Here is a 25,949-nt window from a genome sequence, read left to right on the forward strand (position 1 = left end):
GCAGAGATGAGAAAATTCGCGATGGCCGCACTTGGCGGCACGGTGGCGGGGTTGATCCTGACCACGCAGGTTGCCGGTCCCCTGATCGCGCAGGAGAACGCCGCCAACGAAAGCGTCTACGAGCAGCTCGACCTGTTCGGCGACATATTCGAACGCATCCGCGCCCAATATGTCGAGGAAGTCTCGGAGAAGGAGCTGATCGAGGCCGCCATCGACGGGATGCTGACCTCGCTTGACCCGCACTCGTCCTATCTATCGCCCGATGATGCCGAGCGGATGCGCACGCAGACCCGCGGCGAGTTCGGTGGCCTTGGGATCGAGGTCACGCAGGAGGAAGGCTTCGTCAAGGTCGTCTCGCCGATGGACGGCACTCCGGCCTTCGAGGCGGGCATGGAGGCCGGCGACTTCATCACTCATGTGGATGGCGAGTCGGTGCTCGGCCTGACGCTGGACGAGGCGGTCGAACTGATGCGCGGGCCGGTCGGGTCCGAGATCATGATCACCGTGGTTCGCGAGGGCCGCGAGGAGCCGTTCGACGTCTCGATCATCCGCGACACCATCGAACTGACGGCCGTGCGCGGTCGGCTCGAGGGCGACACGGCGGTCCTGCGGATCATCACCTTCAGCGACCAGACCTATCCCAAGCTGGAAGAGACCCTGAACGAACTGGTCGAAGAAGCCGGTGGCATGGACCAGATCAACGGCTTCGTGATCGACCTGCGCAACAATCCCGGCGGCCTTCTGACCCAGGCGATCAAGGTCAGCGATGCGTTCCTGAACGAGGGCGAGATCGTTTCGACCCGCGGGCGCGAGAACGCGGACAGCGACCGGGTGAACGCGACCGAGGGCGACCTGGCCGAGGGCAAGCCGATCGTGGTGCTGATCAACGGCGGCTCGGCCTCGGCGTCCGAGATCGTGGCCGGTGCGCTGCAGGATCACCGCCGCGCCATCGTCGTCGGCACCAAGTCCTTCGGCAAGGGTTCGGTCCAGACGGTGATGCCGCTGCGGAGCGAAGGCGCGATGCGCTTGACCACGGCGCGCTACTACACGCCGTCGGGCCGTTCGATCCAGGCGCTCGGCGTGTCGCCGGACATCGTCGTTCAGCAGCCCATCGCAGAGTCCGAGGTCGAGGAAGAGGACGAGGAAACCCCCGCCGCCCGCTTCTCGAGGTCCGAGGCCGACCTGCGCGGCGCGCTGACGAACGACTCGCTCAGCGATGACGAGCAGGAGACCATCCGCCAGGAACAGGAAGCCGCCGAAGAGGCGGCGCGCCTGCGTGAAGAGGACTACCAGCTCGCCTACGCGATCGACATCCTCAAGGGCTTCCTCGCGCTGAGGTCGGAACAGTGAGCCGGACGACGCGCGAGGATCTTCCCTACCGTCCCTGCGCGGGGGTCGTGCTGGTGAATGCCGACGGCCACGTCTTTGCCGGGCGCCGGATCGACCACGATCAGGGTGCCTGGCAGATGCCCCAGGGCGGTATCGACGAGGGTGAAGACCCTCGCGAGGCCGCCCTGCGCGAGTTGGAAGAGGAAACCGGCGTCAGTCGCGACCTGGTCGAGGTCGAGGCCGAGACTGCCGAGTGGGTGCGCTATGACCTGCCGGACGAGCTTTTGGGCCGGATCTGGAAGGGCAAATACCGGGGACAGGCGCAGAAATGGCTGCTCTGCCGGTTCAAGGGCCGGGACGAGGATATCGACATCGACACGCCTCACCCCGAGTTCAGCGCCTGGAACTGGATGCCGCCCGAGGAATTGCTGGACCAGATCGTGCCGTTCAAGCGTGGGGTCTATCAACGCGTGTTCCAGGAATTCGAGGACCGGCTGTGATGATGATCCGTCTTGCCCTTCTGTCCCTCGTGGCGGCGCAGCCGGCCCTTGCGCTGTCATGCCTGGCACCATCGGTCGCGCGCTCGACGGTCGAGGCGGTGAGTGCCGAAGAGACCTTTCGCATCGCCGTGGGCAGCTTTTTCTATGACGAAGTCGAGCTTCCGGCCGACGGCACCTCGATCGAGCCGACCGAGACTTCGATCCCGGCGGTGTTCGACGGCCACGCGCTGACCCGCGAGGGGTTTACGACCGAAGTCTCGAGCGAGGTCGTCCTCCAGGTCGAGTGCATCGGCCCCTCGTGCGGATCGGTTCCGGCCGATACGGAGGCGCTGGCGTTCTTCCGCGAGGTCGGGGGCGAGCTGGTGCTGGACGTGAACGCCTGCCCGGGCTGGGTTTTCCCCGAGCCCACCGAGGCGCAGCTGGAAACGGTGCGCAATTGCGTCGTGGACCAGGACTGCCCCGAGGGCTGACCGCGGACTCCACATTGGAACGAAAGTAGAACATGATGAGGCATGACGACTCAGCCCCTCATCGCGGAACTTTCGATCACGTCGAACTTCACCTTCCTGACGGGGGCCTCGCATCCTGAGGAATACGTGGATCGGGCGGGTCTGCAGGGGATCGGCGCGCTTGCCATCGCGGACGAGAATTCGGTCGCGGGGATCGTCCGGGCTTGGACGCGGGCGAAGGAGTTGCGGCGCCAGGTCGAATGGCGCGCGGCGCAGGACCTCGTCGGGCCGCCCCGGCCCGACCATATCCCCAAGCCGCAAAGCCTTGATATCACGACCGTTCCGCGCGTTCTTGCCGCGGCGCGGATCGTCACGGATCAGGGACTCGAGATCACATTCCTGCCCCGCGACCGCGCCGCATGGGGGCGGCTCTGCCGGCTTCTGACGATGGGCCGGCTGCGGGAGGCGAAGGGGAAGTGCCTGATTTCATTGCAGGATCTGCTGGACTGGGGTGAGGGGGCGGAGCTGCTGATCCATCCGGGCGGGCCCGAGGATTGGCAGGGGCAGGCTGCGCACCTCGTCACGGCGTTCCCGGGCCAGTGCAGCCTTGCGCTCAGCCCCCGCTATGACGGGCAGGATGCCAGGCGTTTCAACAGGTTGGCGGCGATCGCGGAGCGGCTCGACATCCCGCTGGCCGCCACGGCGCGACCCTTGATGCACCACGGCAGCCGACGGCGGCTGGCCGACGTGCTGACCGCGATCCGGCTGGGGCGGCGGGTCGACACCCTCGGGCGGGCGGCGCTTCCCAATGCCGAGCAGCGTATGAGAAGTCCGTATGAACTTTGTAGGATCTTCGTAGGATTCCCGTATGCCATCGACACCGCCGCCGCGATCGCCGAACGCTGCACCTTCGACCTGGGCGAGCTCAGCTACGAATACCCCAGTGAGGCGACGGCGAGCGAAACCGCCGACCAGCGCCTCTCCCGGCTGGCGCACGAGGGGCTGGCCGCGCGCTATCCCCACGGCGCGTCCGAGCATGTGCAGAACCTGCTGAAGCACGAGCTGACGCTGATCGGCAAGCTGGGCTATGCGCCCTATTTCCTGACGGTGAACGACATCGTGGCCTTTGCCCGGTCGCGCGACATTCTATGCCAGGGGCGGGGGTCGGCCGCGAACTCGGTCGTATGCTATTGCCTTGGCGTCACCAGCGTCTCGCCCGAGATCGGGACGATGGTGTTCGAGCGCTTCGTCAGCGAGGCCCGCAACGAACCTCCCGATATCGACGTCGATTTCGAGCACGAGCGCCGCGAGGAGGTGATCCAGCACATCTACGAACGCTACGGCCGCCACCGGGCAGGGCTCTGCGCCACCGTGATCCACTATCGCGGCAAGCGGGCGGTGCGCGAGGTGGGCAAGGTGATGGGCCTGAGCGAGGATACGGTGGCCGCGATCTCGTCCCAGGTCTGGGGGTTCTTCGGGGCCGACGGGCTTGAGACGTCACGCATGGCCGAGATCGGACTGGATCTGCGGGACCGGCGGCTGGCTATGACCATGGACCTGATCCAGCAGATCATCGGCTTTCCCCGGCATCTCAGCCAGCATGTCGGCGGTTTCGTCATCACCGAAGGGCGCCTGGACGAGCTGGTCCCGATCGAGAACGCAACGATGGAGGGGCGGACCGTCATCTGCTGGGACAAGGACGACATCGACAGCCTGGGGATACTGAAGGTGGATATCCTGGCGCTGGGGATGCTGACCTGCCTGCGCAAGGCGTTCACCCTGCTGCGGCAGCACCACCGGCTGGATTACACGCTGGCCAACCTGCCGGCCGAGGACACCAAGACCTACCGGATGCTGTCCGAGGCGGACTCGCTCGGGGTGTTCCAGGTGGAAAGCCGGGCGCAGATGAATTTCCTGCCGCGGATGAAACCCAGAACCTTCTATGACCTCGTGATCGAGGTCGCGATCATCCGTCCTGGCCCGATCCAGGGCGACATGCTGCACCCCTACCTGCGCCGCCGCGAGGGGAAGGAGGCCGTGACCTTCCCCTCGGACGCGCTGGGCAAGGTGCTGGCCAAGACCTTGGGGGTGCCGCTGTTCCAGGAGCAGGCGATGCAGATCGCCATCGTCGGCGCGGGGTTCTCGCCCGACGAGGCCGACCGCCTGCGCCGCGCGCTTGCCACGTTCAAGAAGCTGGGCAATGTCAGCGAGTTCCGCACACGTTTCCTGCGCGGCATGCGCGAGAACGGCTATGACGACGAGTTTGCGGAACGGTGTTTCAGCCAGATCGAGGGGTTCGGCAGTTACGGCTTCCCCGAAAGCCACGCGGCAAGCTTCGCGCTGCTGGTCTATGCGAGCGCGTGGATCAAGTGCCACTATCCCGGCGTCTTTGCCTGCGCACTGCTGAACGCGCAGCCGATGGGGTTCTACGCGCCGGCGCAGATCGTGCGGGATGCGCGCGAGCACGGGGTCGAGGTGCGCCCGATCTGCGTCAACCGCAGCTACTGGGACAACGCGCTGGAACCCGATGGCCGCGGCGGGCTGGCGCTGCGGCTGGGGTTCCGGCAGATCAAGGCGCTGCGCGAGGACGAAGGGCGCTGGATCCCCGCCGCGCGCGGCAACGGCTATCAGGCGGTTGAGGATCTGTGGCGCCGGGCCGGGGTGGGGCCGCGGGGGCTGCGTATCCTGGCCGAGGCGGATGCCTTCGCCTCGATGGGCCTGTCGCGGCGCGATGCGTTGTGGGCGGCGAAGGCGGTGGGCGGGCCGAAGCCGCTGCCGCTGTTCTCGGGCGATATCGACGGCGAGGGCATCGTCGAGCCCGCCGCCTACCTGCCGCAGATGACCGAAGGCGAAGAGGTGGTCGAGGATTACGTCGCCACGCGCCTGACCCTGCGGGCGCACCCGATGTCCTTCCTGCGCGCGCGCCTGACGCCGGGCATGGGAACGATGCCGCAGGGCGACGTGCTGCCGGGGCGGCGGTTTGGCGACGCGCGCGGCCTCGTCCGGTCCGATGCGTGGAGCATGGAAGAGTCGGGCGGGAAATGCGTGACGGTCAGGGAGTAGCGTCCCAGAGCTTCGGCTCGGCTATTTCCAGCGAATTGCCGGCGGGGTCGCGGAAGTAGATCGACCGGGCGCCGTTCGGCCAGGTGATCCGGTGCTCGACAGGGATGCCGTAGTCGGTCAGGTGCTTTTCCCACGCGGGCAGGTCGTCCGAGGCGAGGCAGGCGTGGCCCGGCCCGTGCGCACCGTGGGGCGGGGCGGCGAGGGGGCTGTCGCCGGGAGTCTCGGCGGCGTTGGGGTCGAAGATCAGAAGGATGGTCTGGCCGGTGCGGAAGAAGACGTGGCGGCCCTCCATCTTCAGCACCACGGGTAGGCCGAGCGTGTCGCCGTAGAAGCGTTCGGCCGCGTCGAGGTCGTCGGCATAGAGCGCCGCCTCGAGAAGGCCGGAGGTGGGGGGCGTGGTCATGGCTTTCCCCTGTGCGAAGACGCCCCCGGCGGCGGGCCGGGGGCGGTCGGTGTCAGAGATGCGGGAAGATCCTGTCGGGCGTCGCGGGGTAGTCGCGGATGCGGACGCCGCAGGCATTGTAGATCGCGTTGGTAATCGCGGCCCCTGCGCCCGAGATGCCAAGCTCGCCGATGCCCTTGGCCTGGATCGGGTTGGCGTAGTCGTCGCGTTCCTCGATGAAGAGCACGTCCTGGTCGCCCAGGTCGAGATTCACCGGCACATGGTACTCGGCGAGGTCGTTGTTCACGACATGGCCGGTGCGCGGATCGTGCTGGATCTCTTCGGTCAGCGCGGTGCCGACGCCCCAGATCTGGCCGCCCCAGACCTGGCTCTGTGCGGTCTGCTCGTTCAGGATGCGGCCGGCGGCCACGGTCGAGAGCATCCGGCGGACGCGTACCTCGCCAGTGACGGCGCTGACCGCGACCTCGGCGAAATGGGCGCCGAAGCTGGCCTGCGCAACCTCCTGCTTGCCCGGCTCGATATGGCCCTCTTCGGCGATCGGGCCGTCGAGCAGTTCCGAGATCGGGCGCCGGACGTTGCCGCCCGTGGCGACGCCGTCCTGCAGGCGCAGTTCCTCGATGCTGCAGCCCAGCCGCTCGGCCAGTTTCTGACGGATCGCCTTGGCGCCGAGGAACACCGCCGAGCCCGATGACGCCGCGCCCCACGAGCCGCCCGAGCCCGAGGCGTGGGGGAAGTCGGTGTCGCCAAGCGCGACGGTGACATTTTCGGTGGGCATGCCCAGCATCTCGGCGGCGATCATGGCGAGGATCGAATAGGTGCCGGTGCCGATGTCGGTCATGTCGGTCTGGACCAGCGCCGTGCCGTCGGGGTTCAGCGTGACGCGGGCCTTCGATTCCATCAGGATGTTGGTTCGCGCGGCCGAGGCGACGCCCATGCCGACAAACCACTCGCCCTCTCGACGCGCCTTCGGGGCCTTGCGGTCGGACCAGCCGAAGCGCTTGGCGCCCTCGGTCAGGCATTCCGCCAGCGAACGCGAGGAATACTGGAAGCCGCTTTCGGGATGCACGGCGGGGATGTTGCGGATGCGCAGGTCGATCGGGTCGATGCCCGTCGCCTCGGCCAGCTCGTCCATCGCGTTTTCCAGCGCGAGCATTCCGATCGCCTCGCCCGGTGCGCGGACCGAGCCGCTGGCGGGCCGGTTCAGCCGGGCGACATGCGTGGCATAGGTCCGGCTGTCACCGCCATAGAGGAAATGCGTGGCGGTATCGATCGGCTCGGAGAACACCTCGTCAGGCAGGGTCGACTGCCAGTTCTCGTGCCCGACGCCCAGCAGGTTGCCGTCGCTGTCGGCGGCAAGGCGCACGCGCTGGCGCGAGGGGGTGCGCAGGACGATCGCCTCGAACACGTTGTTGCGGTGCATCTCGACCCGCACGGGGCGGCCAAGGTGGCGCGATGCCACCGCCGCCGAGACGCAGGCCGCGTCGATGCCCAGCTTCGAGCCGAAGCCGCCGCCGACGTAAGGCGACAGCAGGCGCACGTTCTCAGGCGGGATGCCCAACGAATCCGCCAGCTCGTTCTGGTTGAACTTCAGCATCTGAAGAGAGCCGCGGACGGTGACCTTGTCGCCCTCCCAGCTGGCCAGCGCGGCGTGAGGCTCCATCGCGGCCGAGTTGTGCGGGGCGGTCGTGAAGGTTGAATCCACGGCGAAGGCGGCTTCGGACATCGCCTGTTCGAGATCGCCTTGGCTGAAGGACTTCTTTTCCTTCAGCTCGAACTCGGTTGCGGTGGCGAAGTCGGGCGCCGTGTCGTCGTCTGGCTGGTAGTCGACCTTGACCGCGTGCGCGATGTGGCGCGCCTGTTCGAACGTTTCGGCGACGACGACGGCGATGGGCTGGCCGAGATACTGGACCTGGTGGCCGGGCTGCACCGGGTTCGTGTTCGCCGTGCCCTGGGCCGAATTGCGAATCATGTGGTCCGTGTAGAGACCGAGGAAGCCGGGCATGTCCTTGATCGAGTTCTCGTCGACGGTGAACGTGCCCTTGGTGATGCCGGCGCGGACGAGATAGCCCTGCGCCATGTTCTCGGCCTTGTATTCACCGGCATACTTGGCCGTGCCGGCGACCTTCTGCGGCCCTTCGGGGCGAGGGGTGGGCTTGGTGATCGCGCCCTGTCCGGTCTCGTCCAGCAGGCGGGGCTGGACCTTGTCCATTTTCAGATGCTCGGTCATTGGGTCACTCCCGTCAGTTCGCCCAGGACGGCCTTCACGACGCGCCGGGTCAGGGGGATCTTGAAGTCGTTGTCGCCGTGGCCCTGTGCGCCTTCCAGAAGGATGTCGGCGGCCTTGTCGAAGAGGGCTTCGGAGGGCGCCTCGCCGATCAGCAGGTTTTCCATGTCGGTGTTGCGCCACGGCTTGGGCGCAAGGCCGCCGAAGGCCAGCGCGGCGTCGATGATCTTGCCGCCTTCGGTGTGCACCACGGCCCCGCAGGAGACCAGCGCGAAGGCGTAGGACGACCGGTCGCGCACCTTGCGGTAGGCGTGCTTGCCCTTGGGCGCGTCGGGCAGGTGGACCGCGACGATCAGGTCGCCGGGTTCCAGCGCGGTTTCCTCGTGCGGGGTGTCGCCGGGCAGCTTGTAGAACTCGTCCAGCGTCAGGATCTGGACAGCGCCGCCGGGCTTCTCGATCTCGATCCGGGCGTCGAGCGCACGCATGGCGACGGCCATGTCCGACGGATGCGTGGCGATACAGTGCTCGGAGGTGCCGAGGACGGCGAGGATGCGGTTGCGCCCCTCCATCGCCATGCAGCCCGAGCCGGGCTCGCGCTTGTTGCAGGGCTGGGTCGTGTCATAGAAATACGGGCAGCGGGTGCGCTGCATCAGGTTGCCGCCGGTGCTGGCCTTGTTCCTGAGCTGCCCCGTCGCCCCTGCAAGAAGGGCGCGGCTGAGGACGGCGTATCTCTGCCGGATGATCGGGTCGGCGGCGAGTTCGGCATTTGTTACCAGCGCGCCGATGCGGACGGAATTCTCGGCGTCCTCGATCTCGGTCATGTCGAGGCGCGTGACGTCGAGAAGTTTGGTCGGCGTCTCGATCTCGTGCTTCATCAGGTCGAGAAGGTTGGTGCCGCCCGCGATGATGCGCGCGGCGGAATCGTGGGCATCGGTGTGCGACGTGGCGCGGACGTAGTCGAACGGCTTCATTCTGCGGCCTCCTTGCTCGTGCCTTCATCGGGGGCGGCCTCGACGATGGCCGCGCAGATGCCGGGATAGGCCGAGCAGCGGCAGAGGTTGCCGGACATGCGTTCCTTGATCTCGGTCTGGCTGAAATCGGGCACGGCGGTCAGGTCGTCGGTGACGTTGGACGGCCAGCCCATGTTGAACTCGTCGATCATGCCCTTCGCGGACATGATCTGACCGGGCGTGCAGTAGCCGCACTGGTAGCCGTCATGCTTCACGAAGGCCTTCTGAAGCGGCGACAGGGCGCCGGGCTGGCCGACGCCTTCGATCGTGGTGATCTCGTCATCCGCGTGCATGACGGCGAGCGTCAGGCAGCCATTGATGCGGCGACCGTTCACCAGCATCGTGCAGGCCCCGCACTGGCCGTGGTCGCAGCCCTTCTTGGACCCGGTCAGGTCCAGGTGGTTGCGCAGCGCGTCCAGGAGCGTCGTGCGCGGGTCGATGTCGAGCCGATGGCTCTCACCATTTACGTTGAGCGTGATTTCCATGAAGGCCCCCGTTGGTCGGTCTGCCGGGGTAAGGAGCGGCACCGAAGGTCGGTTCCGCGGAATAAAACCTGTGAAAAATAGTCAGATTACAGGGGGAGCGGTGCGGTTTCCCCCGATTCCTCAAGCTGCCACGCGGCGGTCCAGCGGTCGTCGCGGCGGCGGAGGACAAGGTAGTTGCGCTGGGACGTGTAGGGGCGGGTCTTGCCGGGCAGGGGGTGGAGGCGGATCGGGTGGCCCTTGACCGGAGCCTCGCCCAGCCGGGCGAGCAGCGACAGCGCGGTGGCCAGCCCGTCGGGCGGCGCGGGATGCGAGATGCCCGAGGCGGTCAGCTGGTGCAGGTGGCCGGTCTTCGTGCGCATCGTGCCGCGCATGGCGAGGTGGATCTCGCCCGACAGGACGGTCAGGGCGTGGCCGGGGGTGTCCTGCACCTCCATCAGCGCGGTGAGGAAGCGGCGCCACTCGGGGCGGTGGGCGTAGCTTTGCCACTGGTCGCGCAGGTCGTCCTCGTAATCCTCCATGTGGCGGGTCAGCTTCATTGCGCGCTCGACCAGCGACATGCGCGGGCCGAGGGCGGGCACGGACGAGATCAAGAAGGTCTGCGCCTGGGTGTCGCGCAGGGCGGGCGCGAAGTCGGCCCAGGCCACGTCGCTCATCACGTGGGATTTCGAGCGGGTGGCGCGCAGGTCGGGGGCCATCAGCGTGACGCCGGGCAGGTCCACGCGCCATGCCATCGCTCGGCCGCGGCCGATGCAGATCTCGGGGCGCTCGTCGGGGCGGCAGCCGAACTGGAACAGCAGGTAGGCCTCGCGCGCGGCGGCGTAGAGCACCTTGGCCACGTCGCTCGTCTGGGCCTTGCGGCGCAGTGACCCCCAGCCGTCGCAGATGTCATGGTCGTCCCAGACGCACAGCGACGGGGCACGCGCGACCGCGTCGGTATACCCTTCCTGCGCCCATTGGGTGGCGTAGCGCCGGAAGAATTCGGCGCTGAGCGTGTCCTTCAGGTCGCGCCATTCCTCGCCCGTCAGGTGGGCGGGCACGTCGTTGGGCCAGTTGCGCGACAGCGGGTGCGCCTGCGTGACCTCGTCGGCGTAGAGCTGGTCGCCGCCGTGCAGAAGGACCTGCACCTGCTCGTCCTCGATCCGCCGGGCGAGGTGCGTCCAAAGCGCGTTGCGATCGGCAGGCGGGCGGTCAAGGTCGCCATGCTCCTGCCCGTTGCAGGACACGAAGGCGAGGGTGACATCGCCAGTCACGTTCGTCGACACGCGGTATTCGGTGCCGTCGCAGGTGTAGCTCGCGCCGTCCGGCGGCAGCGTCATCTCGGCCCGCCAGAGCGTGGCGCCCGCGCAGGTGGCGATCGCCTCGGCCTCGAGCGGGGTGTCGGTTGCGAAGACGGGGGCGGGGGCGCCTTCGGGGCGGATGGCGGTGACGGCGACGCGCACCCCCCAGTCGCCGGCGGCGCGGAGGAAGAGCATGGGGCCGGTCGGGGGAGCTGTCTGTGTCATGTGATCCAAGCTGGCGGTGGGCGCGCGCGGATGCAACGGCGGTTTCGCCTCGCCGTTCCCCTGTCGGCCTTGTATGACCCCGCCATGACGGAGCCCATGGACATCTTTCTCGTCGCCCCGCCGGGGCTGGAGCCGGCGCTGGCCGAAGAGGTCCGCGCGCTGGGCTACGTGGCCGAGGTGACGCCGGGTGGCGTCAGCGTGGAGGGTGGGTGGCCGGATGTCTGGCGCCTGAACCTCGAATGCCGTGGCGCGGGGCGGGTGCTGGCGCGGATCGCGAATTTCCGGGCGTTCCACCTCGCGCAGCTCGACAAGCGGGCGCGCAAGGTGCCGTGGGCCGATGTGCTGCGCCCCGACGTGCCCGTGCGGATCGAGTCCACGACGCGCAAGTCCAAGATCTACCACGGCGGCGCCGCGACCGAGCGAATCGCCCGCGCGATCACCGAAGAGCTTGGCGCGCCGGTTGCCGACGATGCGCCCGTCGCGCTGAAGGTGCGGATCGAAGACAACAACGTGCAGGTCTCGGTCGATACGAGCGGCGAGGGGCTGCACAAGCGCGGTCACAAGGAATGGGTCGGCAAGGCCCCCATGCGCGAGACGATGGTGGCGCTGCTGTTGCGCATGGCGGGCTTCGACGGGCGGATGCCGGTGGTCGATCCGATGTGCGGCTCCGGGACGTTCGTGCTCGAGGCGGCGGGATGGGCGGCGGGCCAGCAGTCCGGCCGGGATCGCAGCTTCGCGTTCGAGCAACTGGCGAGCGTCGATCCGCAGGCGGTGGCGGCGCTGCGCCGGACGGGCGGCACCGCGCCGACGCAGTTCCACGGGTTCGACCGGGACGCCGGCGCGGTGCGGGGTGCGTCTGGGAACGCCGCCCGCGCCGGTCTGGCCGAGGCGGTGGAGTTCACCCAGCGGGCGGTCAGCGACCTGACCCCGCCCGAGGGACCGCCGGGCCTCGTTATCTGCAACCCGCCCTATGGCGCGCGGATCGGCAACCGGAAGCCGCTGTTTGCGCTTTATGGCACGCTGGGGCAGCGCCTGTCCGAGCATTTCGCCGGCTGGCGCGTGGGGATCGTCACCTCGGACGCCGGACTTGCGCGTGCCACAGGATTGTCGCTAGGCGAAAGCGCCCCGATCGCCCATGGCGGGCTGAAGGTGCGGCTCTACACGGCCCGACTGTGACGGCCTGAGCGGCCTTCGATGCGAGTCGAGGACAGCGCGCGCTGCGTTGCCACCCCAGCCGAGTGGCCGGTGACGTGCGGGCCATCTCAGGCCGAGGCCGCCGCGAACCGTGTTCAGCTCGTGGCGGAAGCCGGGCCCGCCGTTCGACGATGATCGTCCTCCGCGACCGTTCCGATCGAGTCCGCTGCGTTGGCTCGTCTGTCGTCGGAGGTTGTGAGGTGAGCAGGGAAGACCGCCATGCCGCGTCCAATCCGCTCTACGGTACCGTCACCTGAAGGATGTGACCCTGCTGTCGGTGCGGTGGTGCTGCCACTGCCCGCTTCCGTAGTCGATGTTCGGGACCTGCTGGCGGAGCGGGGCGTGGTGCATACGCGACCACGAAACATCGCTGAGTTTGGGAGCCCGGCCCGGAGATCCGCAAGCGGGTCTATGGCGGGCACCGCGATCGGCGAGATCCGCGGGGGAGCGGCCAGTATTCGTGGCGAGACTTCGATCAGCACGGCCGGGCTGTTGATCTTCAACTCGCAACGTATGGCCAATGCAGAAGGGCGTGGCTCGGTGCTTGATCTCAACCAGATCCTCAGGAACACGCGCTTACGCGCCCGAGGCAGGGGGCGGAGGGCCTGAGGAGGGTGTCGCATGACTGCCTCGCCTTGAGGCGATTGCATGGCGCGGAACACAGCCTTCTGAATCCGGCTAACGCGGAGGATGATCTCGCACGACAGGACGACGCTGCGCGACGACCTCGGCAAGGTCCGCCGACAGGTGGGAATGCTTGCAAGCACCACATCGGGCGCGGTCTAAGGCCTCTCGAGAGCCAGCTGGACGAAAGCGAGGATGTGATTGTCGAGGCTGTCCTCGTCTGGCCGCGGGCCGGTGGGCAGAACGGTGACAGCGAATCCGTTGATCCGGGATTGTCCGGCCCCCGGCTCCGCCTGTTCTGACAGGATGGCTCGGATGTGGCGCAATCGCGGGCGAGGACTTTTGCGTCGCTTCGATGATCTTCCTATGTAGGCGAGGTTGCGAATAATGTCGTAGTTGGGGTGGTGTTCTTTTCGCGGTTCAAGCCAGAGACGACGGGTCGTGTTTTCCGGAGGAAGCGTGTCCCGGGACGCTCGGGGAAAGGCAGATGAGCGACCCCGGTGGCATTGGAAGCGCGCGTTTTCAGCGCTTGGCGACTTGAAGCGAACACGCAGCCGGTCAGGTGCTGCAGGAACGAGGCCCTGGCCAGCCGGTCCACCATGCTCTTCACCTCGGACATGTGCGGCGTTAGGTGGCAAGCGCACCAAGTATGAACCCGCCTGATCCCCTACGATAGGGGCATGCCAGACCAAGCCATACATGCATACTCCGCAAGCGCGACGAACTCATGGGGGAGATGCTGGCCCTCAGAGAGCGACAGGGCGAGCTACACAATGACCTGGAGGCGCTGGACCGCACCCTGGACACCCTCGGCTATGAGGGCGACCTAGAGGCCCGTCAGCCGCGCCAGTACCGGCTTGTGATCTTCGCCCGAAACGGGCTGCGCCAGTTCCTCTTGCGCGAACTCCGCAAGGGCGAGCCGCTTTCCTCCCGCAATCTGGCCGATGACCTGCCACGGGATTTTTCCTCCACCGTCGATTAGAGTCCGGCTCAAGATGAGGGCGGACAATGAAGCGAACGAGATTCACGGACGAACAGATCATCGGCATCCTGGCAGAGCATGAGGCAGGCGCGAAGTGCGCCGATCTGTGCCGCAAGCACGGCATGTCGGAAGGCACCTTCTACAACTGGAAGGCCAAGTTCGGCGGCATGACCGTGTCTGAGGCCAAGCGTCTGAAGGCGCTCGAGGATGAGAATGCCAAGCTGAAGAAGCTTCTGGCCGAGCAGATGTCGGATCTGGCTGCGATGAAGGATCTCGTGCTAAAAAAAGTGGTAGAGTCCGCCGTGAAGCGTGAAGCCGTTACGTATCTCCGGGCCGAGCTTGGCCTGTCGGAACGGCGGGCCTGTCACATCGTCGGCGCGGATCGAACGATGATCCGCTATCGATCTCAACGCGCGCCGGATACGGCATTACGGGGCGGTTGCGGGAGCTGCCCAACGAGCGCCGGCGGTTTACCGGCGCCTGTTCGTTCTGCTGCGCCGCGAGGGCGAGCCTTCGGAGATCAACCGAATCTATCGGCTCTACCGCGAGGAAGGGCTGACGGTGCGCAAACGTAAGGCACGGCGCAAGGCTGTCGGGACGCGGGCCCCGATCCTGGTCGAGGCGCGGGCGAACGCGCGCTGGTCATTGGATTTCGTCCACGACCAGTTCGCCAACGGTCAGCGCTTCCGACTTCTCAATCTGGTCGACGATGTCACCCGTGAATGTCTCGCTGCGATCCCGGATACCTCAATATCTGGGCGGCGCGTTGCACGGGAGCTGACGGCCCTGATCGAGCGCCGCGGAAGGCCCGGCATGATTGTCAGCGACAACGGCACGGAACTGACCCGTGATGCGATCCTGCGATGGTGCTCTGAGCACCGGATCTAATGGCACTACATCGCACCGGGAAAGCCCATGCAGAACGGTTTCGTCGAAAGCTTCAACGGTCGCATGCGCGACGAGCTGCTCAACGAGACCATGTTCCGCAACCTGGCCCATCCGCGGATTCTGATCACCGCCTGGGCCACAGACTACAACACCGAGCGCCCGCATTCAGCCTTGGATTACCAGGCCCCAGCCGACTACGCGCAGACCCTAGCCACCGCGATCGCCCGCCCCGCTGCGCGAGATGAAAGCTCCGCGCGTCGGGCGATTGCTCAACCTGCGCCAACCGGCGTAAACAGAAACCGGGCTCCGGTCGCGGCTGGATGAAAGTTCAGTGGCAGGTCACCAGCATTGCTCGCCGCACGCGTCGATTCACCTTCGTTGAGGGATTGTGATCTCGGACTCCTAAGTGCCAGACGGAGTTAGTCTATTGTGACGGCGCGGCGCTCAGGCTGTGGGTCCAGTTCTTGCAGTGGGAACCGAGCAGGACCATGCTGCACCGAGGGATCGGTCTACAAGTTTCACATCTTTGCCGATATCGACGTGAGTTTCGTCTTGACCAGCAGCGGCCACAACACCGGTATCGTCAGCGAGCCCGGACATCCGCATCGGCACTACCGCCTGGCGACCGGCAAGGAAGGTGAGCGGTCCATCGACCCCGATACGTGGGCTGCGCAGGTGTCAGAAATCGAAGGGTCCTGGTGGCCGGCGCTTGCAGACTGGCTTTTTGAGCGGTCGGGCGCACCGGTCGCGCCGCCACCCTTGGGGGCAAAGAGCATAACGGCCCTTTGCGATGCGCCCGGCACCTACGTGATGGAAGCTAAAATGGCGCCAGCAGCCTTGAACGGATCCGGCGGCAAACCGCATTTCGTCGTCGGAAGCGCCAAAGAAGCCTGGATCGCTACTGGCAGCGCGCAGGCCGTTGTAGAGGCCGATGCCGAACTCGCCGTGACGTATCCGTCGGGCCGGGCCAGCCCGCTTGGGGAACCGGTCGCTGAAGGTCCTGGCGTTCGTCGCATCCTTGCGCTGGATGTCGAGATCGCGGGGCAGGTCGGGACTGTCTTCGATACCGGTGCTGCGAGGTGGGCCAAGCTCGACTTCGTCGCGCATTCGATCGCCTTTGTCGCGCGCGCCATGAACATCTTGCTACACTCGCTGATCCGGCTTGCGCGCCTCGCGGTGGCGGTCTGGCTCGTCCGTGAAGGCGCAACGCGCGTCACGGCAGACACCTACGTCGATACCGGTTTCCACGCGAACGCCTGATCCGTCCGGAGCATCACATGCAGTATATCGAGAACCGCACCTTCGACGAGTTGACTGTCGGCGACACAGCGGAGCTGACCCGCACCCTGAGTTCACGAGACATCGAGTTGTTCGCGGTGATGTCGGGTGACGTCAATCCGGCCCATATCGACCCGGACTACGCGCGGTCGGACATGTTCCACCACGTCATTGCCCACGGGATGTGGGGTGGCGCCCTGATCTCGGCGGTGCTGGGAACGGAGCTGCCGGGTCCGGGGACGATCTATCTGGACCAGTCGCTGCATTTCTCGGCGCCTGTCGGGCTTGGAGATGTCGTGAAGATCCGGGTGACGGTCGCCGAGAAGAAGCCGAGGAACCGCGTGTCTCTCGATTGCCTCTGCGTCAATCAGGACGGCAAGACCGTGATCGACGGGCGTGCCGAGGTGATCGCGCCGACCAAGAAGGTGCGGCGCCCCCGTGCCGTCTTGCCAGAGGTTCATCTGCACGTGCGCGGCGCCCGCTTTGCAGAGTTGATCGCCGCCACACAGGATCTGGAGCCGGTGCGCACGGCCGTCATCCATCCCTGCGACCCGATTGCCCTGGGCGGCGCGGTGGAGGCTGCCTCGCACGGGCTGATCGTGCCGGTCCTTGTCGGTCCGGCGGCCAAGATCAGGGCCGCCGCGCAGGAAGCCGGCCTGAAGATCGACGGCATCGAAACTGTCGATGCGCCTCACAGCCATGCCGCTGCCGCCGTTGCCGTACGGCTGGCGCGCGAGGGCAAGGTGCAGGCCTTGATGAAAGGTAGCCTGCACACGGACGAGGTGATGGGCGCCGTCGTCGACCGCGATGGCGGTCTCAGGACCGAGCGGCGGATGAGCCACATCTTCGCGATGGATGTCCCGAATTACCCCAAGCCGCTGCTCATCAGCGATGCCGCGATCAACATCGCGCCCGCTCTGGAGGCCAAGCGCGACATCGTCCAGAACGCGATCGATCTGGCCCGCGCGCTTGGGGTGCCAGAGCCGAAGGTAGCGCTTCTTTCGGCGGTCGAGACCGTGAACCGGTCGATGCCTTCGACGCTGGACGCAGCCGCCCTGTGCAAGATGGCAGATCGCGGTCAGATCACGGGGGGGCGTTCTGGATGGGCCATTGGCCTTCGACAATGCCGTTTCGAAAACCGCCGCCACCGCGAAGGGGATTGTATCGGAGGTTGCCGGCGATGCGGACATCCTGATCGCGCCCGATCTGGAGGCTGGCAACATGATCGCCAAGCAACTGGTCTATCTCGCGGGAGCGGACGCCGCCGGACTCGTTCTTGGTGCGCGGGTGCCGGTGATCCTCACCAGCCGGGCGGACGGCACCTTGTCTCGCGTTGCCTCTTGCGCGTTGGCGCTGCTGTACCTGCGGTCGTCGGCGAACGTGGCGCTGAAATGACAGACGCCATCCTTACCATCAATGCCGGGTCGTCCAGCATCAAGTTCGGGCTCTACGCCGTCTCGCACGAGCCGGAGCTTCTGGTACGGGGCATGATCGCGGGTATCGGCCGCAGCCTTCAGGTCTCGGCGAAGGACAAAGATGGGCAGGCACTGGACCTTCCCGTGTCCCGGTCCGGTTCCGCGACCCACGAGGACCTGACGGGCGAGCTGCTCGGCTGGATCGAGCACTATCTGGGACGCACGCCAATCGCCGCCGGGCACCGGGTGGTTCACGGTGGTCGCGGTTTTGCGGAACCGGTGCGGATAAACGAGGACGTCATGGCGCAGCTCGAGGCGCTGAGCGATCTTGCGCCGCAGCATCAGCCGCACAATCTCGCGGCCATTCGCGCGGTCGCGGCCGTGGCGCCGGGCTTGCCGCAGGTTGCCTGCTTTGACACCGCCTTCCACCGCAGCATGCCGCGTCTGTCGCAGCTCTTCGCGCTCCCCCGTTCCTACGCGGAGGAAGGATTGCTGCGCTACGGCTTCCACGGCCTGTCCTACAAGTACATCGCGCATGTCCTTCCCCGGCATCTGGACGCGGCGGAGCGGGATCGCGTGATCGTCGCGCATCTGGGCAACGGCGCGAGCCTTTGCGCCCTCAAGGGCGGGCAGAGTGTCGCGACCAGCATGGGATTCACCGCGCTCGACGGCCTCATGATGGGCCGGCGCTGCGGGTCCTTGGACCCCGGATTGGTGCTGCATCTGATCCGTGCGCGCGGCATGTCCGCGGAGGCGGTCGAAGACCTGCTTTACAATCAATCGGGGCTTTACGGGGTTTCCGGCATCAGCAACGCGATGCAGGTCTTGGAAGCGGACGAAAGGCCTGAGGCTGCCGAGGCCATCGCGCTGTTTTGCGCATGCGCGGCGTCCAGCATCGCAGCGCTCGTGCCCGCGCTGGGCGGGCTGGATGCGCTGATCTTCACCGCCGGGATCGGCGAGAACTCGGCCCGGGTCCGACGCGAGATCGTCGCGCTGCTGGGATGGCTCGGGGCCGAGCTGGACCCGGCGGCCAACCAAGCCGGAGAAACGCGGCTATCGACGGCAGGTTCGGCGGTGAACGTCCTGCGCATTCCGACCGATGAGGAGATCGTGATCGCCCGCGCGGTGCAGCGGATCATTATCGGGGGCCGCATCTGGAATTTTGATCTGCATTAATGCGGCGCGGGCGATGCACGGTACTCTCTGAGGCATCGCGTTCGGGAGGGACCCGGCCGCGATGGAATCGGTCGGTGAAGGACAAGATCCATGTGGAGGCTTCGGCGCAGCATCTTTCGCATCTCCGGCGCGTCCAGCCGGTCCGATGGCGGACTGGCCGATGGTTGACGAACCCGTCGCGCTTGCTCCCAGTGCCCCGAAACCCGGCGAAGCGGGATCGGTCGTCGCTATCCGCGGTGGCGTCGTCGACGTGCGCGCCGAGGGACCTGCACTTCGCATCGACAGGCTCCTGTTTGCGGGCGAGATCCCGCTTCAGGTCATGTCGCATGTCGAGGGCAACGTCGCGCGATGCATCGCGCTGGCGCCGGTCCGGGGGTTGGAGATCGGCAGCCGCATCAGGGACAGCGGCGCGCCGATCGAGGTACCGGTGGGAGACGCCGTGCTGGGCCGAATGCTCGATGTGCTGGGCCGGCCGCTGGACGGGCTTTCCCCGCCCGCAACCGACGAGCGCCGGTCGATCCACCGCGCCCCGCCCGCGCTGACCGAACGGCAGCCCCGCCCGGAACTGCTGGAGACCGGCATCAAGGCGATCGACCTGCTTGCCCCCATCGAGCGCGGCAGCAAGACGGGGCTCTTCGGTGGCGCAGGCGTCGGCAAGACCGTGCTGCTCAGCGAGTTGATCCACAATGTCGTCGAGCATCATCATGGGGTCAGCCTGTTCTGCGGCATCGGCGAGCGCACCCGCGAGGCCGAGGAGCTTTGGCGCGAGATGGGAGAGGCGGGCGTGCGCGACAAGCTCGTCATGCTCTTCGGCCAGATGAACGAGGCCCCCGGCGCGCGGATGCTGGTCGGTCATTCGGCTTTGACGATGGCTGAGTACTTTCGCGAGGACCGCGGCCAGGACGTCCTGCTGCTGATCGACAACATCTTTCGCTTCGTTCAGGCCGGTTCGGAGGTGTCTGGCCTGATGGGACGGATGCCTTCACGGGTGGGATATCAGCCGACGCTGGCCACCGAGCTGGCGGGACTGGAGGAGCGGATCGCCTCGACCAAGTCCGGCGCCATCACGTCGATCCAGGCGGTCTATGTTCCTGCCGACGACTTCACCGATCCGGCGGCGGCGCAGATTTTTTCGCACCTGTCGGCGTCGGTCGTGCTGTCGCGCAAGCGCGCGAGCGAGGGGCTCTATCCCGCGGTTGATCCCCTGGCGTCGTCGTCGGTGATGCTCACCCCTTCGGTCGTCGGGCAGCGCCACTATGACGTGGCGCGCGCGGTGCGCCGCACGCTTGCGGAATACGAGGACCTGCGCGACATCATTGCCATGCTCGGGATGGAGGAGCTTTCCGCACGGGATCGCGCAGTGGTCGCCAGGGCGCGCCGCCTGGAACGGTTCCTGACCCAGCCTTTCGTGACGGTCGCCGGATCCACGGGCGCGGGCGGGCGGACGGTCGCCCTGTCCGATACGCTCGACGGGTGCGAAGCCCTGTTGAGCCAGGACAGCTTTGATTTGCCGGAGAGCGCCTATTACATGATCGGCACCCTTTCCGATGCGGAAGCCGGGTCATGACCATGCGCGGAAAGATGACCGTCGCGCTGCGGCTGCCTGACCGGACCCTCTTTGAGGGCGACGCGCGGAAGCTGAACGCCGTTGCCTCCAACGGCGCATTCGGCGTCCTGCCGAACCACGTGGATTTCGTGACAGCGCTGGTCCCGTCCGTCCTGTTGATCGTCGATGCAGAGGGCACAGAGCGCGTTTTCGGCATCGACGAGGGGCTTCTGGTCAAGACCGGGCACAAGGTCGACATCGGCGTCTGGCGCGGGGTCGAGAGCCGTGACCTGGAAAGCCTGCGGAAGACGGCCCGGTCGTATTTCGACGTCAGCGAGGACAGCGAGCGGGTGGCGCGCACCGCCATGTCGCGGCTGGAGGCGACGATGGTGCGGCGTTTTGCCGAAGTTCTGAGGCCGGAACATGTCTGAGGGCGCCAACGGCCGCAGAGATCGGATCGACGAGGATGCGCGCCGAAAGATGTCCGCGCGTGCCTCGCCAGGTCCAAGCCCGCTCAGGGGCTTCGGGTACTTTGGCATGATAGGCTGGGCTGTGGCCGTGCCGACGGTCGGTGGCGCGCTGATCGGCCTCTGGCTGGACCGCAACTGGCCCGACGGATTTTCCTGGACGCTGGCGCTGCTTTTGGGGGGGCTGGTCGTCGGCATGTTCATCGCTTGGGGATGGATTGAAAAGGAGCGCAAGGAATGACACCGGACTTGATCATGCTTGGCGCGGGTCTTGCGGCGGGGGCGCTTGCAGCCGCGCTTTATCTGGCGGGATTGGCGATCGGCATGCGGATGGCATGGCGCCGCGCTCGGCCCCTTCCGATCTTGTTGGCGAGCGCCGCGCTTCGGATCGGTGCGCTGCTTGCGGCGGGCTACGGGGCGGCGCTGGTCGGGACGCAGGCAGTGCTGAGTTTCGCGGTCGGGTTCCTGGTCGTCCGCATGCTCATCGTCCAATGGGTCCGCGCGGCGCCGTCGAGGGAAGCGACCTCGTGGAACTGACGTCGGACGACATAATCGTTCTCAGCTTTCGGGGCTTTGATCTGAACGCGACGATCGTGTTCACCTGGCTCGTCATGGCGCTTCTGACGGGAATCGCCGCGCTGATCACGCGCAACCTCAAGGCCGATGTGCCACCCGATCGCTGGCGCACCACGCTTGAGACGGTGGTGCTGACCATTCAGGGCCAGATCGCCGAGATCAGCCAGACACCGGACAGGCGGATCCTCTACTTTTCCGGCACGCTGTTCCTGTTCATCGTGACATCCAACCTGCTGATGGTTGTTCCCGGTTTCCATGCACCCACCGCGTCGCTGTCCACTACTGCGGCTCTGGCCCTTTCGGTGCTGCTGGCCGTGCCGATCTTCGGCATCGGCAGCAGGGGCCTTCGCGCGTATCTGAAGACGTATCTCGAGCCGACGCCGATCATGCTTCCGTTCAACATCATCGGCGAGTTCACCCGCGGCGTCTCTCTCGCAATCCGGCTCTATGGCAACATCATGAGCGGCGCGGTGATCGCGGCGATCCTCCTCGGAGTCGCGCCGTTCTTCTTCCCGGTGGTGATGGACATGCTCGGGCTGCTGACTGGCGTCGTGCAGGCCTACATCTTCGCCATTCTCGCCACCGTCTACATCTCGTCGGTGAGTGCACCGACCAGCAAACCAGAGGAAAACCGATGACCGATGCCGGACTTATCGCGATGATCTCGATTTTCACGGCGGGCCTCACGGTCTCGTTCGGAGCGCTCGGCCCAGCCTTGGGAGAAGGACGTGCCGCGGCAGCCGCACTGAGCGCAATGGCGCAGCAGCCCGATGCGTCATCGACCATTTCGCGCACCCTGTTCGTCAGCCTCGCAATGATTGAATCCACAGCGATCTACTGCTTCGTGGTCGCGATGATCCTGCTTTTCGCCAATCCGTTCTGGAACAGCGTTGCGGTCACCGTGACACAGGGGGCGGGCAACTGAACCATGTCGATCGACTGGATCACCGTCGGCGCCCAGATCGCCAATTTCCTTGTTCTGGTCTGGCTGCTCAAGCGGTTTCTTTACCGCCCGATCCTCGATGGGATCGAAGCGCGCGAGACGGAGATCGCCAGGCGAATGGGAGCGGCCGAGGAGGTGCGCATCCAAGGCGAGAAGACCAAGGCAGAGTTCGAGAGCCGGGTGGCCGGTCTGGACGCCGACCGCGAACGCATCCGATCCGAGGTCCGGGCGGCGGCCGAGGCCGAGCGCGCCGTGCTCATCGCCGAGGCGTGCGAGCGGAGCCGGCGCGAGGCAGAGGCCAGTCGGGCGGATCGCGAGACGGCGTCGCGCCGGTTCGCGGAGGACTTGCAGATCCGCGGTGCCGGCGCGCTCCTGGCGCTGACCCGCAAGGCTTTGGCCGATCTGGCGGATGACGATCTGGAGCAGCGCATCGTCCGCCACGCGGTCCACCGGATACCGTCGATGCTGGAGAGGGCTTCGGGGATCGAGGGCGGCGCAGGACGCATCGTGGTGACAACGCAAAGCCCGCTGCCGGAGGCGCTGCAGAAACAACTTCTGGACAAGCTCGCCGAGATGGATGTCCATGCGCCGGTCTCTTTCCGGACCGATCCTGCACAGTCGCCGGGGCTGAGCCTGCGGATCGGCGGAACCGAATTGGGCTGGACCGTTGGCGACTACCTCGACGGCCTGAAGGACGCCCTGCGGGACAATGCGTCTCTTGCGCCCGACAGGATGGAGGCGATCCATGCAACCTGATCCCACGGCCGAGGGGGCACTGGGGCTCGTCGGGCAGCTCCTCGATGCACCGGCGCCGGAGCCTGCGTTGCGCGAGGTCGGGCAGGTCGCCGAAGCCGGGGATGGCATCGCCATCGTGACGGGGATGAGCCGCGCACTGGCCGACGAACTGGTCATCTTTTCCGGCGGCGTCCAAGGCATGGTGTTCGACCTCGAGCCCGGCCGCTTCGGTACCGTTCTTCTGGGCCCGCCCGAGGCCGTTCTGCCCGGCGACGAGGTGCGGCGCACGAGGCGCGTGGTCAGCGTGCCCGTCGGTGCGGGACTCTTGGGCCGCGTGGTCGATGCCCTTGGCCGGCCGCTGGATGGGATGGGGCCCGTGTCCTGTCAGCTCCTCAGGCCTGTCGAAGCCGACGCTCGCGGCGTCCTCGACCGGACGCCGGTGAGGCGCCCGCTTGCGACCGGGCTCAAGGCCGTCGATGCCGCCATACCGATCGGCCTTGGCCAGCGAGAGCTGATCATCGGGGATCGGCAGACCGGCAAGACATCCATCGCGGTCGACGCGATCCTGAACCAGATGACCACGGGTGTCGCCTGTATCTACTGCGCGATCGGCCAGCGTGGCGATGCGGTGGCAAAGGTCCTCGGTGCGATCCGCGACGGCGGCATGATGGAGAACACCATCGCAGTTATCGCCGGCGACGGGGAAGCCCCCGGGCTGGCCTACATCGCACCCTACGCCGCCATGGCGATGGCCGAGGCGCTGGCGGACAAGGGGCGCGACGTGCTGATCGTCTTCGACGATCTGACGCATCATGCGCAATCCTACCGCGAGTTGTCGCTGCTCTTGCGCCGCCCGCCGGGACGTGAGGCCTATCCGGGCGACATCTTCTACGTGCACGCGCGGCTTCTGGAGCGTGCGGGACAGTTCGCCAAATCGGCGGGCGCAGGGTCGATTACCGCCTTGCCGGTGGTGGAAACCCAGTCGGGAAATCTATCGGCCTATATCCCGACGAACCTGATCTCGATCACCGACGGGCAGCTTTACCTGTCGCCGCGCTTGGTGCGGAAGAACCAGTTTCCAGCGGTCGATCTGGGCCTCTCTGTCAGTCGGGTCGGCGGAAAGGCGCAGACACGCGCCATGCGCGATATCGCAGGCAATCTGCGGGTGACACTTTCGCAGTTCGAGGAGCTCGAGGATTTCGCACGCTTCGGCACGCGTCTCGATCCGGCGACGCGGGATCGATTGACGCGCGGAGCTGCCGCGCGCGCTGCGCTGCGCCAGCCCGAGCGCGACCCGATGCCGGCGGTAGAACAGCTTGCCGTTCTGACATGCGCGATGAACGGTGTTCTGGACGGGCTGGACGAAGGGCATGCCGCCGCCGCGATACAGGCGATCCGGCAGGCGATCCGGCAGGACGATGCCGGGCTGGCCGACACACTGGCCGCCGACGCTCCGATGGACGAGGTTCAGCGGGATCGCGTCCTGGACCTGGGGCGAAAAGCGGCCGCGTCTGCAGGAGGTGGCAATGGCCGAGACGCTTGAGGCCCTGTCCCACCGGATCGACTCTTTCCATAGCGTGCGCGGCATCGTGCATGCGATGAAGGCCATGGCTGCGGTCAATGCGACCTCCTACGAGGAGGCGGCGCGCAATATCGACGCCTATCGCGAGACGGTGCTCGACGGTCTCGCGACCTTCCTGCGCTGCGTGGGGCCGCTTGCAGGACGACAACCGCAGACACGGCGCCATGTCGTCGTGCCCCTCGGCTCGGATCACGGGCTTTGCGGCAATTACAACGAAGCGCTGGCTCTGCACGCCCGCCAGACGTTGCCCGAGGCCGACGATCTTCGGGTGCTCTGCGTCGGGGCGCAGCTGGAGGACGCCTTGCTCGGGGAAGGACTGCATCCCGATGCCACGCTCTTTCCGGCTGCGAATACCGACGGGATCGCACGCCTTGCCGGAACGCTGGTTGCACGCCTCAACGACCTGAGTGCCGAGGCCGATATCGCCGTGACGCTGGTGTTCACCGAGCGGATGGAGAATGGCCAGCACCGACCCGTGACCCGCAAGTTGCTGCCCCTGGACCCTGTCATGCTGAAAGACCTGGCACGACGGCCGCGATCTTCGACAACTCTGCCAATGGTCACCATGAAGCCGGAGCCTCTCTTCGCCGCCATCGTTCGCAACCTGCTCTTCGCCACGCTCTACCGCGCGATTGCCGAGGCCATGAGAACCGAGAATGCGACGCGTCTGGTGCGGATGCAGCAGGCGGAGAAGTCGGTCGACGACCGCCTGGAGGATCTGAACGCGGACATGCGCGGTGTCCGACAAACGCAGATTACGACGGAACTGCTGGACGTGATCTCCGGGTTTGAGGCGCTGCAAGCCCGCGACCGAAAGCCAAAGCACGGGGCCGCGCAGGTGGAGGGGTGATGGTCCGCATGGCGGGGGAGGGCGAATTGCTGGCGGAGCGGATCATGAGGCGGCCCTGCACCACGATCGGCCCGCAGGCGTCGGTACGCGCGGCGGCGGCGCCGATGAAGGATCGCGACATAGGCTGGCTGCCGATCTGCCTCGACGGCCGCCCGACCGGAGTGGTGACGGATCGCGACCTCGCGATCCGTGTCTTGCCGGAGATCGGACCGACGGCCGAGATCGCAGTGTCGGAGATCGTGTCCCGAACCTTGCGCGCCTGCTCGCCGCGGTAATCGGTTCTGGACGTTGCGCGGCAGATCGGTGACCTCCAGGTACGCCGGCTACTCGTCTGCGATGGGTCCGGCAGGCTCGTCGGTGTCGTGTCCCTCGGCGACATCGCCCTCGATGCCAGCGAGGAGCTTCCCGGTCAGGCTCTGGTGAGATCGTGGAGCGGCGCTGACCCGGCGGTCCTCGTCCTCGTCAACGTCATTGCCGCCCTGCCATCGTCACAGAGTCATGGCCAATCAATTCGACATAGTATGCGGTGCGAAACCTCCTACTTTGAGTCGCTCCATTTGTCGCCGGTATTGTAGCGGCATGGCAAAACTCGCTCTGTGCAATAACCTGAATATGGCCATCTTCGAGCGGCCTTGCGAGCTAGGCTCAGGACCCATTAATCAGGTTGAGGCTGTGCGGCCCGCATGATTCGCGGCCCTCGAACAAGAGGGGGCGATATGAGTGATTTG

At 66.5% G+C, this 25,949-nt stretch carries 23 protein-coding genes and 3 pseudogenes; 21 read left to right on the forward strand and 5 right to left on the reverse strand.

Annotated features, from left to right (window positions below):
• Nucleotides 1-6 precede the first annotated feature (6 nt).
• The 4 genes from ACFDS3_RS07460 to ACFDS3_RS07475 are packed head-to-tail and all read left to right on the forward strand — an operon-like array spanning nucleotide 7 to nucleotide 5,341.
• Nucleotides 7-1,350: a S41 family peptidase gene (locus ACFDS3_RS07460; protein WP_375261725.1), complete on the forward strand. Its 1,344-nt coding sequence runs from the start codon at nucleotides 7-9 to the stop codon at nucleotides 1,348-1,350.
• Nucleotides 1,347-1,829: an RNA pyrophosphohydrolase gene (locus ACFDS3_RS07465; RefSeq protein WP_375261726.1), complete on the forward strand. Its 483-nt coding sequence runs from the start codon at nucleotides 1,347-1,349 to the stop codon at nucleotides 1,827-1,829. Before ACFDS3_RS07460 ends, ACFDS3_RS07465 begins: the two co-directional genes overlap by 4 nt.
• The gene (locus ACFDS3_RS07470; RefSeq protein ID WP_375261727.1) at nucleotides 1,829-2,299 is read left to right on the forward strand and encodes a hypothetical protein; all 471 of its coding nucleotides are present in this window, start codon (nucleotides 1,829-1,831) and stop codon (nucleotides 2,297-2,299) included. Before ACFDS3_RS07465 ends, ACFDS3_RS07470 begins: the two co-directional genes overlap by 1 nt.
• Before the next feature lie 42 nt (nucleotides 2,300-2,341).
• Entirely contained in the window at nucleotides 2,342-5,341 is a 3,000-nt protein-coding gene (locus ACFDS3_RS07475) for an error-prone DNA polymerase (protein ID WP_375261728.1), read from the forward strand.
• On the opposite strand, the gene ACFDS3_RS07480 is transcribed toward ACFDS3_RS07475, so the two are convergent.
• The 5 genes from ACFDS3_RS07480 to ACFDS3_RS07500 form a co-directional block, all read right to left on the reverse strand.
• Nucleotides 5,331-5,744: a VOC family protein gene (locus ACFDS3_RS07480; protein ID WP_375261729.1), complete on the reverse strand. Its 414-nt coding sequence runs from the start codon at nucleotides 5,742-5,744 to the stop codon at nucleotides 5,331-5,333. The two genes, ACFDS3_RS07475 and ACFDS3_RS07480, sit on opposite strands and share 11 nt — an antisense overlap.
• Before the next feature lie 52 nt (nucleotides 5,745-5,796).
• On the reverse strand, nucleotides 5,797-7,971 hold the full coding sequence (locus tag ACFDS3_RS07485) for a xanthine dehydrogenase family protein molybdopterin-binding subunit (protein WP_375261730.1): 2,175 nt from the start codon (nucleotides 7,969-7,971) through the stop codon (nucleotides 5,797-5,799).
• Nucleotides 7,968-8,939, reverse strand: a complete 972-nt coding sequence (locus tag ACFDS3_RS07490; protein ID WP_375261731.1) for an FAD binding domain-containing protein — start codon at nucleotides 8,937-8,939, stop codon at nucleotides 7,968-7,970. The genes ACFDS3_RS07485 and ACFDS3_RS07490 overlap by 4 nt, the downstream gene beginning before the upstream one ends.
• Nucleotides 8,936-9,463, reverse strand: coding sequence for a 2Fe-2S iron-sulfur cluster-binding protein (locus tag ACFDS3_RS07495; RefSeq protein WP_375261732.1), 528 nt, complete (start codon nucleotides 9,461-9,463; stop codon nucleotides 8,936-8,938). The genes ACFDS3_RS07490 and ACFDS3_RS07495 overlap by 4 nt, the downstream gene beginning before the upstream one ends.
• An 86-nt stretch (nucleotides 9,464-9,549) precedes the next feature.
• Complete coding sequence (locus tag ACFDS3_RS07500; protein WP_375261733.1) at nucleotides 9,550-10,965, reverse strand: alkaline phosphatase D family protein; 1,416 nt, start codon at nucleotides 10,963-10,965, stop codon at nucleotides 9,550-9,552.
• Between the two features lie 84 nt (nucleotides 10,966-11,049).
• Between ACFDS3_RS07500 and ACFDS3_RS07505 the strand changes: the two genes are divergently transcribed.
• The 17 genes and pseudogenes from ACFDS3_RS07505 (at nucleotide 11,050) to ACFDS3_RS07585 (ending at nucleotide 25,796) form a co-directional block, all read left to right on the forward strand.
• Nucleotides 11,050-12,141, forward strand: coding sequence for a class I SAM-dependent RNA methyltransferase (locus tag ACFDS3_RS07505; protein WP_375261734.1), 1,092 nt, complete (start codon nucleotides 11,050-11,052; stop codon nucleotides 12,139-12,141).
• Between the two features lie 1,369 nt (nucleotides 12,142-13,510).
• Nucleotides 13,511-13,765, forward strand: a complete 255-nt coding sequence (locus tag ACFDS3_RS07510; RefSeq protein WP_375261735.1) for a hypothetical protein — start codon at nucleotides 13,511-13,513, stop codon at nucleotides 13,763-13,765.
• A gap of 26 nt (nucleotides 13,766-13,791) precedes the next feature.
• Nucleotides 13,792-14,977 (forward strand): annotated as a pseudogene (locus ACFDS3_RS07515) (IS3 family transposase).
• Nucleotides 14,978-15,082: 105 nt separating this feature from the next.
• Nucleotides 15,083-15,913 carry an SDR family oxidoreductase gene (locus ACFDS3_RS07520; RefSeq protein WP_375261736.1) on the forward strand — a complete coding sequence of 277 codons (831 nt, stop codon included), beginning with the start codon at nucleotides 15,083-15,085 and terminating at the stop codon, nucleotides 15,911-15,913.
• Nucleotides 15,914-15,930: 17 nt separating this feature from the next.
• Nucleotides 15,931-17,326 (forward strand): annotated as a pseudogene (locus ACFDS3_RS07525) (bifunctional enoyl-CoA hydratase/phosphate acetyltransferase).
• Between the two features lie 14 nt (nucleotides 17,327-17,340).
• Nucleotides 17,341-18,522: pseudogene (locus ACFDS3_RS07530) on the forward strand (acetate/propionate family kinase); the annotation flags it as partial.
• A gap of 160 nt (nucleotides 18,523-18,682) precedes the next feature.
• Nucleotides 18,683-20,089: a F0F1 ATP synthase subunit beta gene (gene atpD / locus ACFDS3_RS07535; protein WP_375261737.1), complete on the forward strand. Its 1,407-nt coding sequence runs from the start codon at nucleotides 18,683-18,685 to the stop codon at nucleotides 20,087-20,089.
• Nucleotides 20,086-20,499 (forward strand): ATPase, encoded by a 414-nt coding sequence (locus ACFDS3_RS07540; protein ID WP_375261738.1) that lies wholly within the window; start codon nucleotides 20,086-20,088, stop codon nucleotides 20,497-20,499. Before atpD ends, ACFDS3_RS07540 begins: the two co-directional genes overlap by 4 nt.
• A complete protein-coding gene (locus ACFDS3_RS07545) occupies nucleotides 20,492-20,776 on the forward strand; it encodes an AtpZ/AtpI family protein (RefSeq protein ID WP_375261739.1) in 285 nt (94 codons plus the stop codon). The genes ACFDS3_RS07540 and ACFDS3_RS07545 overlap by 8 nt, the downstream gene beginning before the upstream one ends.
• Complete coding sequence (locus ACFDS3_RS07550; RefSeq protein ID WP_375261740.1) at nucleotides 20,773-21,072, forward strand: ATP synthase subunit I; 300 nt, start codon at nucleotides 20,773-20,775, stop codon at nucleotides 21,070-21,072. Before ACFDS3_RS07545 ends, ACFDS3_RS07550 begins: the two co-directional genes overlap by 4 nt.
• A complete protein-coding gene (locus ACFDS3_RS07555; protein ID WP_375261741.1) occupies nucleotides 21,063-21,749 on the forward strand; it encodes a F0F1 ATP synthase subunit A in 687 nt (228 codons plus the stop codon). The genes ACFDS3_RS07550 and ACFDS3_RS07555 overlap by 10 nt, the downstream gene beginning before the upstream one ends.
• Nucleotides 21,746-22,036 (forward strand): F0F1 ATP synthase subunit C, encoded by a 291-nt coding sequence (locus tag ACFDS3_RS07560; protein WP_375261742.1) that lies wholly within the window; start codon nucleotides 21,746-21,748, stop codon nucleotides 22,034-22,036. Before ACFDS3_RS07555 ends, ACFDS3_RS07560 begins: the two co-directional genes overlap by 4 nt.
• 3 nt (nucleotides 22,037-22,039) lie before the next feature.
• Nucleotides 22,040-22,810: a F0F1 ATP synthase subunit B gene (locus ACFDS3_RS07565; RefSeq protein ID WP_375261743.1), complete on the forward strand. Its 771-nt coding sequence runs from the start codon at nucleotides 22,040-22,042 to the stop codon at nucleotides 22,808-22,810.
• Nucleotides 22,800-24,332 carry a F0F1 ATP synthase subunit alpha gene (locus tag ACFDS3_RS07570; RefSeq protein WP_375261744.1) on the forward strand — a complete coding sequence of 511 codons (1,533 nt, stop codon included), beginning with the start codon at nucleotides 22,800-22,802 and terminating at the stop codon, nucleotides 24,330-24,332. The genes ACFDS3_RS07565 and ACFDS3_RS07570 overlap by 11 nt, the downstream gene beginning before the upstream one ends.
• Nucleotides 24,316-25,221, forward strand: a complete 906-nt coding sequence (locus ACFDS3_RS07575; protein ID WP_375261745.1) for a FoF1 ATP synthase subunit gamma — start codon at nucleotides 24,316-24,318, stop codon at nucleotides 25,219-25,221. The genes ACFDS3_RS07570 and ACFDS3_RS07575 overlap by 17 nt, the downstream gene beginning before the upstream one ends.
• The gene (locus tag ACFDS3_RS07580; protein ID WP_375261746.1) at nucleotides 25,221-25,496 is read left to right on the forward strand and encodes a CBS domain-containing protein; all 276 of its coding nucleotides are present in this window, start codon (nucleotides 25,221-25,223) and stop codon (nucleotides 25,494-25,496) included. Before ACFDS3_RS07575 ends, ACFDS3_RS07580 begins: the two co-directional genes overlap by 1 nt.
• Before the next feature lie 24 nt (nucleotides 25,497-25,520).
• The gene (locus tag ACFDS3_RS07585) at nucleotides 25,521-25,796 is read left to right on the forward strand and encodes a hypothetical protein (RefSeq protein ID WP_375261747.1); all 276 of its coding nucleotides are present in this window, start codon (nucleotides 25,521-25,523) and stop codon (nucleotides 25,794-25,796) included.
• Nucleotides 25,797-25,949 lie beyond the last annotated feature (153 nt).

It is taken from the genome of Palleronia sp. (assembly GCF_042089775.1).
Taxonomy (GTDB): Bacteria; Pseudomonadota; Alphaproteobacteria; order Rhodobacterales; family Rhodobacteraceae; genus Palleronia.

Excerpts from the sequence above, each read along its gene's own strand:
- ACFDS3_RS07460 (WP_375261725.1), top strand. The coding sequence starts at position 7 with ATGAGAAAATTCGCGATGGCCGCACTTGGCGGCACGGTGGCGGGGTTG.
- ACFDS3_RS07470 (WP_375261727.1), top strand. The coding sequence starts at position 1,829 with ATGATGATCCGTCTTGCCCTTCTGTCCCTCGTGGCGGCGCAGCCGGCC.
- ACFDS3_RS07475 (WP_375261728.1), top strand. The coding sequence starts at position 2,342 with ATGACGACTCAGCCCCTCATCGCGGAACTTTCGATCACGTCGAACTTC.
- ACFDS3_RS07480 (WP_375261729.1), bottom strand. The coding sequence starts at position 5,744 with ATGACCACGCCCCCCACCTCCGGCCTTCTCGAGGCGGCGCTCTATGCC.
- ACFDS3_RS07485 (WP_375261730.1), bottom strand. The coding sequence starts at position 7,971 with ATGACCGAGCATCTGAAAATGGACAAGGTCCAGCCCCGCCTGCTGGAC.
- ACFDS3_RS07490 (WP_375261731.1), bottom strand. The coding sequence starts at position 8,939 with ATGAAGCCGTTCGACTACGTCCGCGCCACGTCGCACACCGATGCCCAC.
- ACFDS3_RS07495 (WP_375261732.1), bottom strand. The coding sequence starts at position 9,463 with ATGGAAATCACGCTCAACGTAAATGGTGAGAGCCATCGGCTCGACATC.
- ACFDS3_RS07500 (WP_375261733.1), bottom strand. The coding sequence starts at position 10,965 with ATGACACAGACAGCTCCCCCGACCGGCCCCATGCTCTTCCTCCGCGCC.
- ACFDS3_RS07505 (WP_375261734.1), top strand. The coding sequence starts at position 11,050 with ATGACGGAGCCCATGGACATCTTTCTCGTCGCCCCGCCGGGGCTGGAG.
- ACFDS3_RS07510 (WP_375261735.1), top strand. The coding sequence starts at position 13,511 with ATGGGGGAGATGCTGGCCCTCAGAGAGCGACAGGGCGAGCTACACAAT.
- atpD (WP_375261737.1), top strand. The coding sequence starts at position 18,683 with ATGGTTGACGAACCCGTCGCGCTTGCTCCCAGTGCCCCGAAACCCGGC.
- ACFDS3_RS07540 (WP_375261738.1), top strand. The coding sequence starts at position 20,086 with ATGACCATGCGCGGAAAGATGACCGTCGCGCTGCGGCTGCCTGACCGG.
- ACFDS3_RS07545 (WP_375261739.1), top strand. The coding sequence starts at position 20,492 with ATGTCTGAGGGCGCCAACGGCCGCAGAGATCGGATCGACGAGGATGCG.
- ACFDS3_RS07550 (WP_375261740.1), top strand. The coding sequence starts at position 20,773 with ATGACACCGGACTTGATCATGCTTGGCGCGGGTCTTGCGGCGGGGGCG.
- ACFDS3_RS07560 (WP_375261742.1), top strand. The coding sequence starts at position 21,746 with ATGACCGATGCCGGACTTATCGCGATGATCTCGATTTTCACGGCGGGC.
- ACFDS3_RS07565 (WP_375261743.1), top strand. The coding sequence starts at position 22,040 with ATGTCGATCGACTGGATCACCGTCGGCGCCCAGATCGCCAATTTCCTT.
- ACFDS3_RS07570 (WP_375261744.1), top strand. The coding sequence starts at position 22,800 with ATGCAACCTGATCCCACGGCCGAGGGGGCACTGGGGCTCGTCGGGCAG.
- ACFDS3_RS07575 (WP_375261745.1), top strand. The coding sequence starts at position 24,316 with ATGGCCGAGACGCTTGAGGCCCTGTCCCACCGGATCGACTCTTTCCAT.
- ACFDS3_RS07580 (WP_375261746.1), top strand. The coding sequence starts at position 25,221 with ATGGTCCGCATGGCGGGGGAGGGCGAATTGCTGGCGGAGCGGATCATG.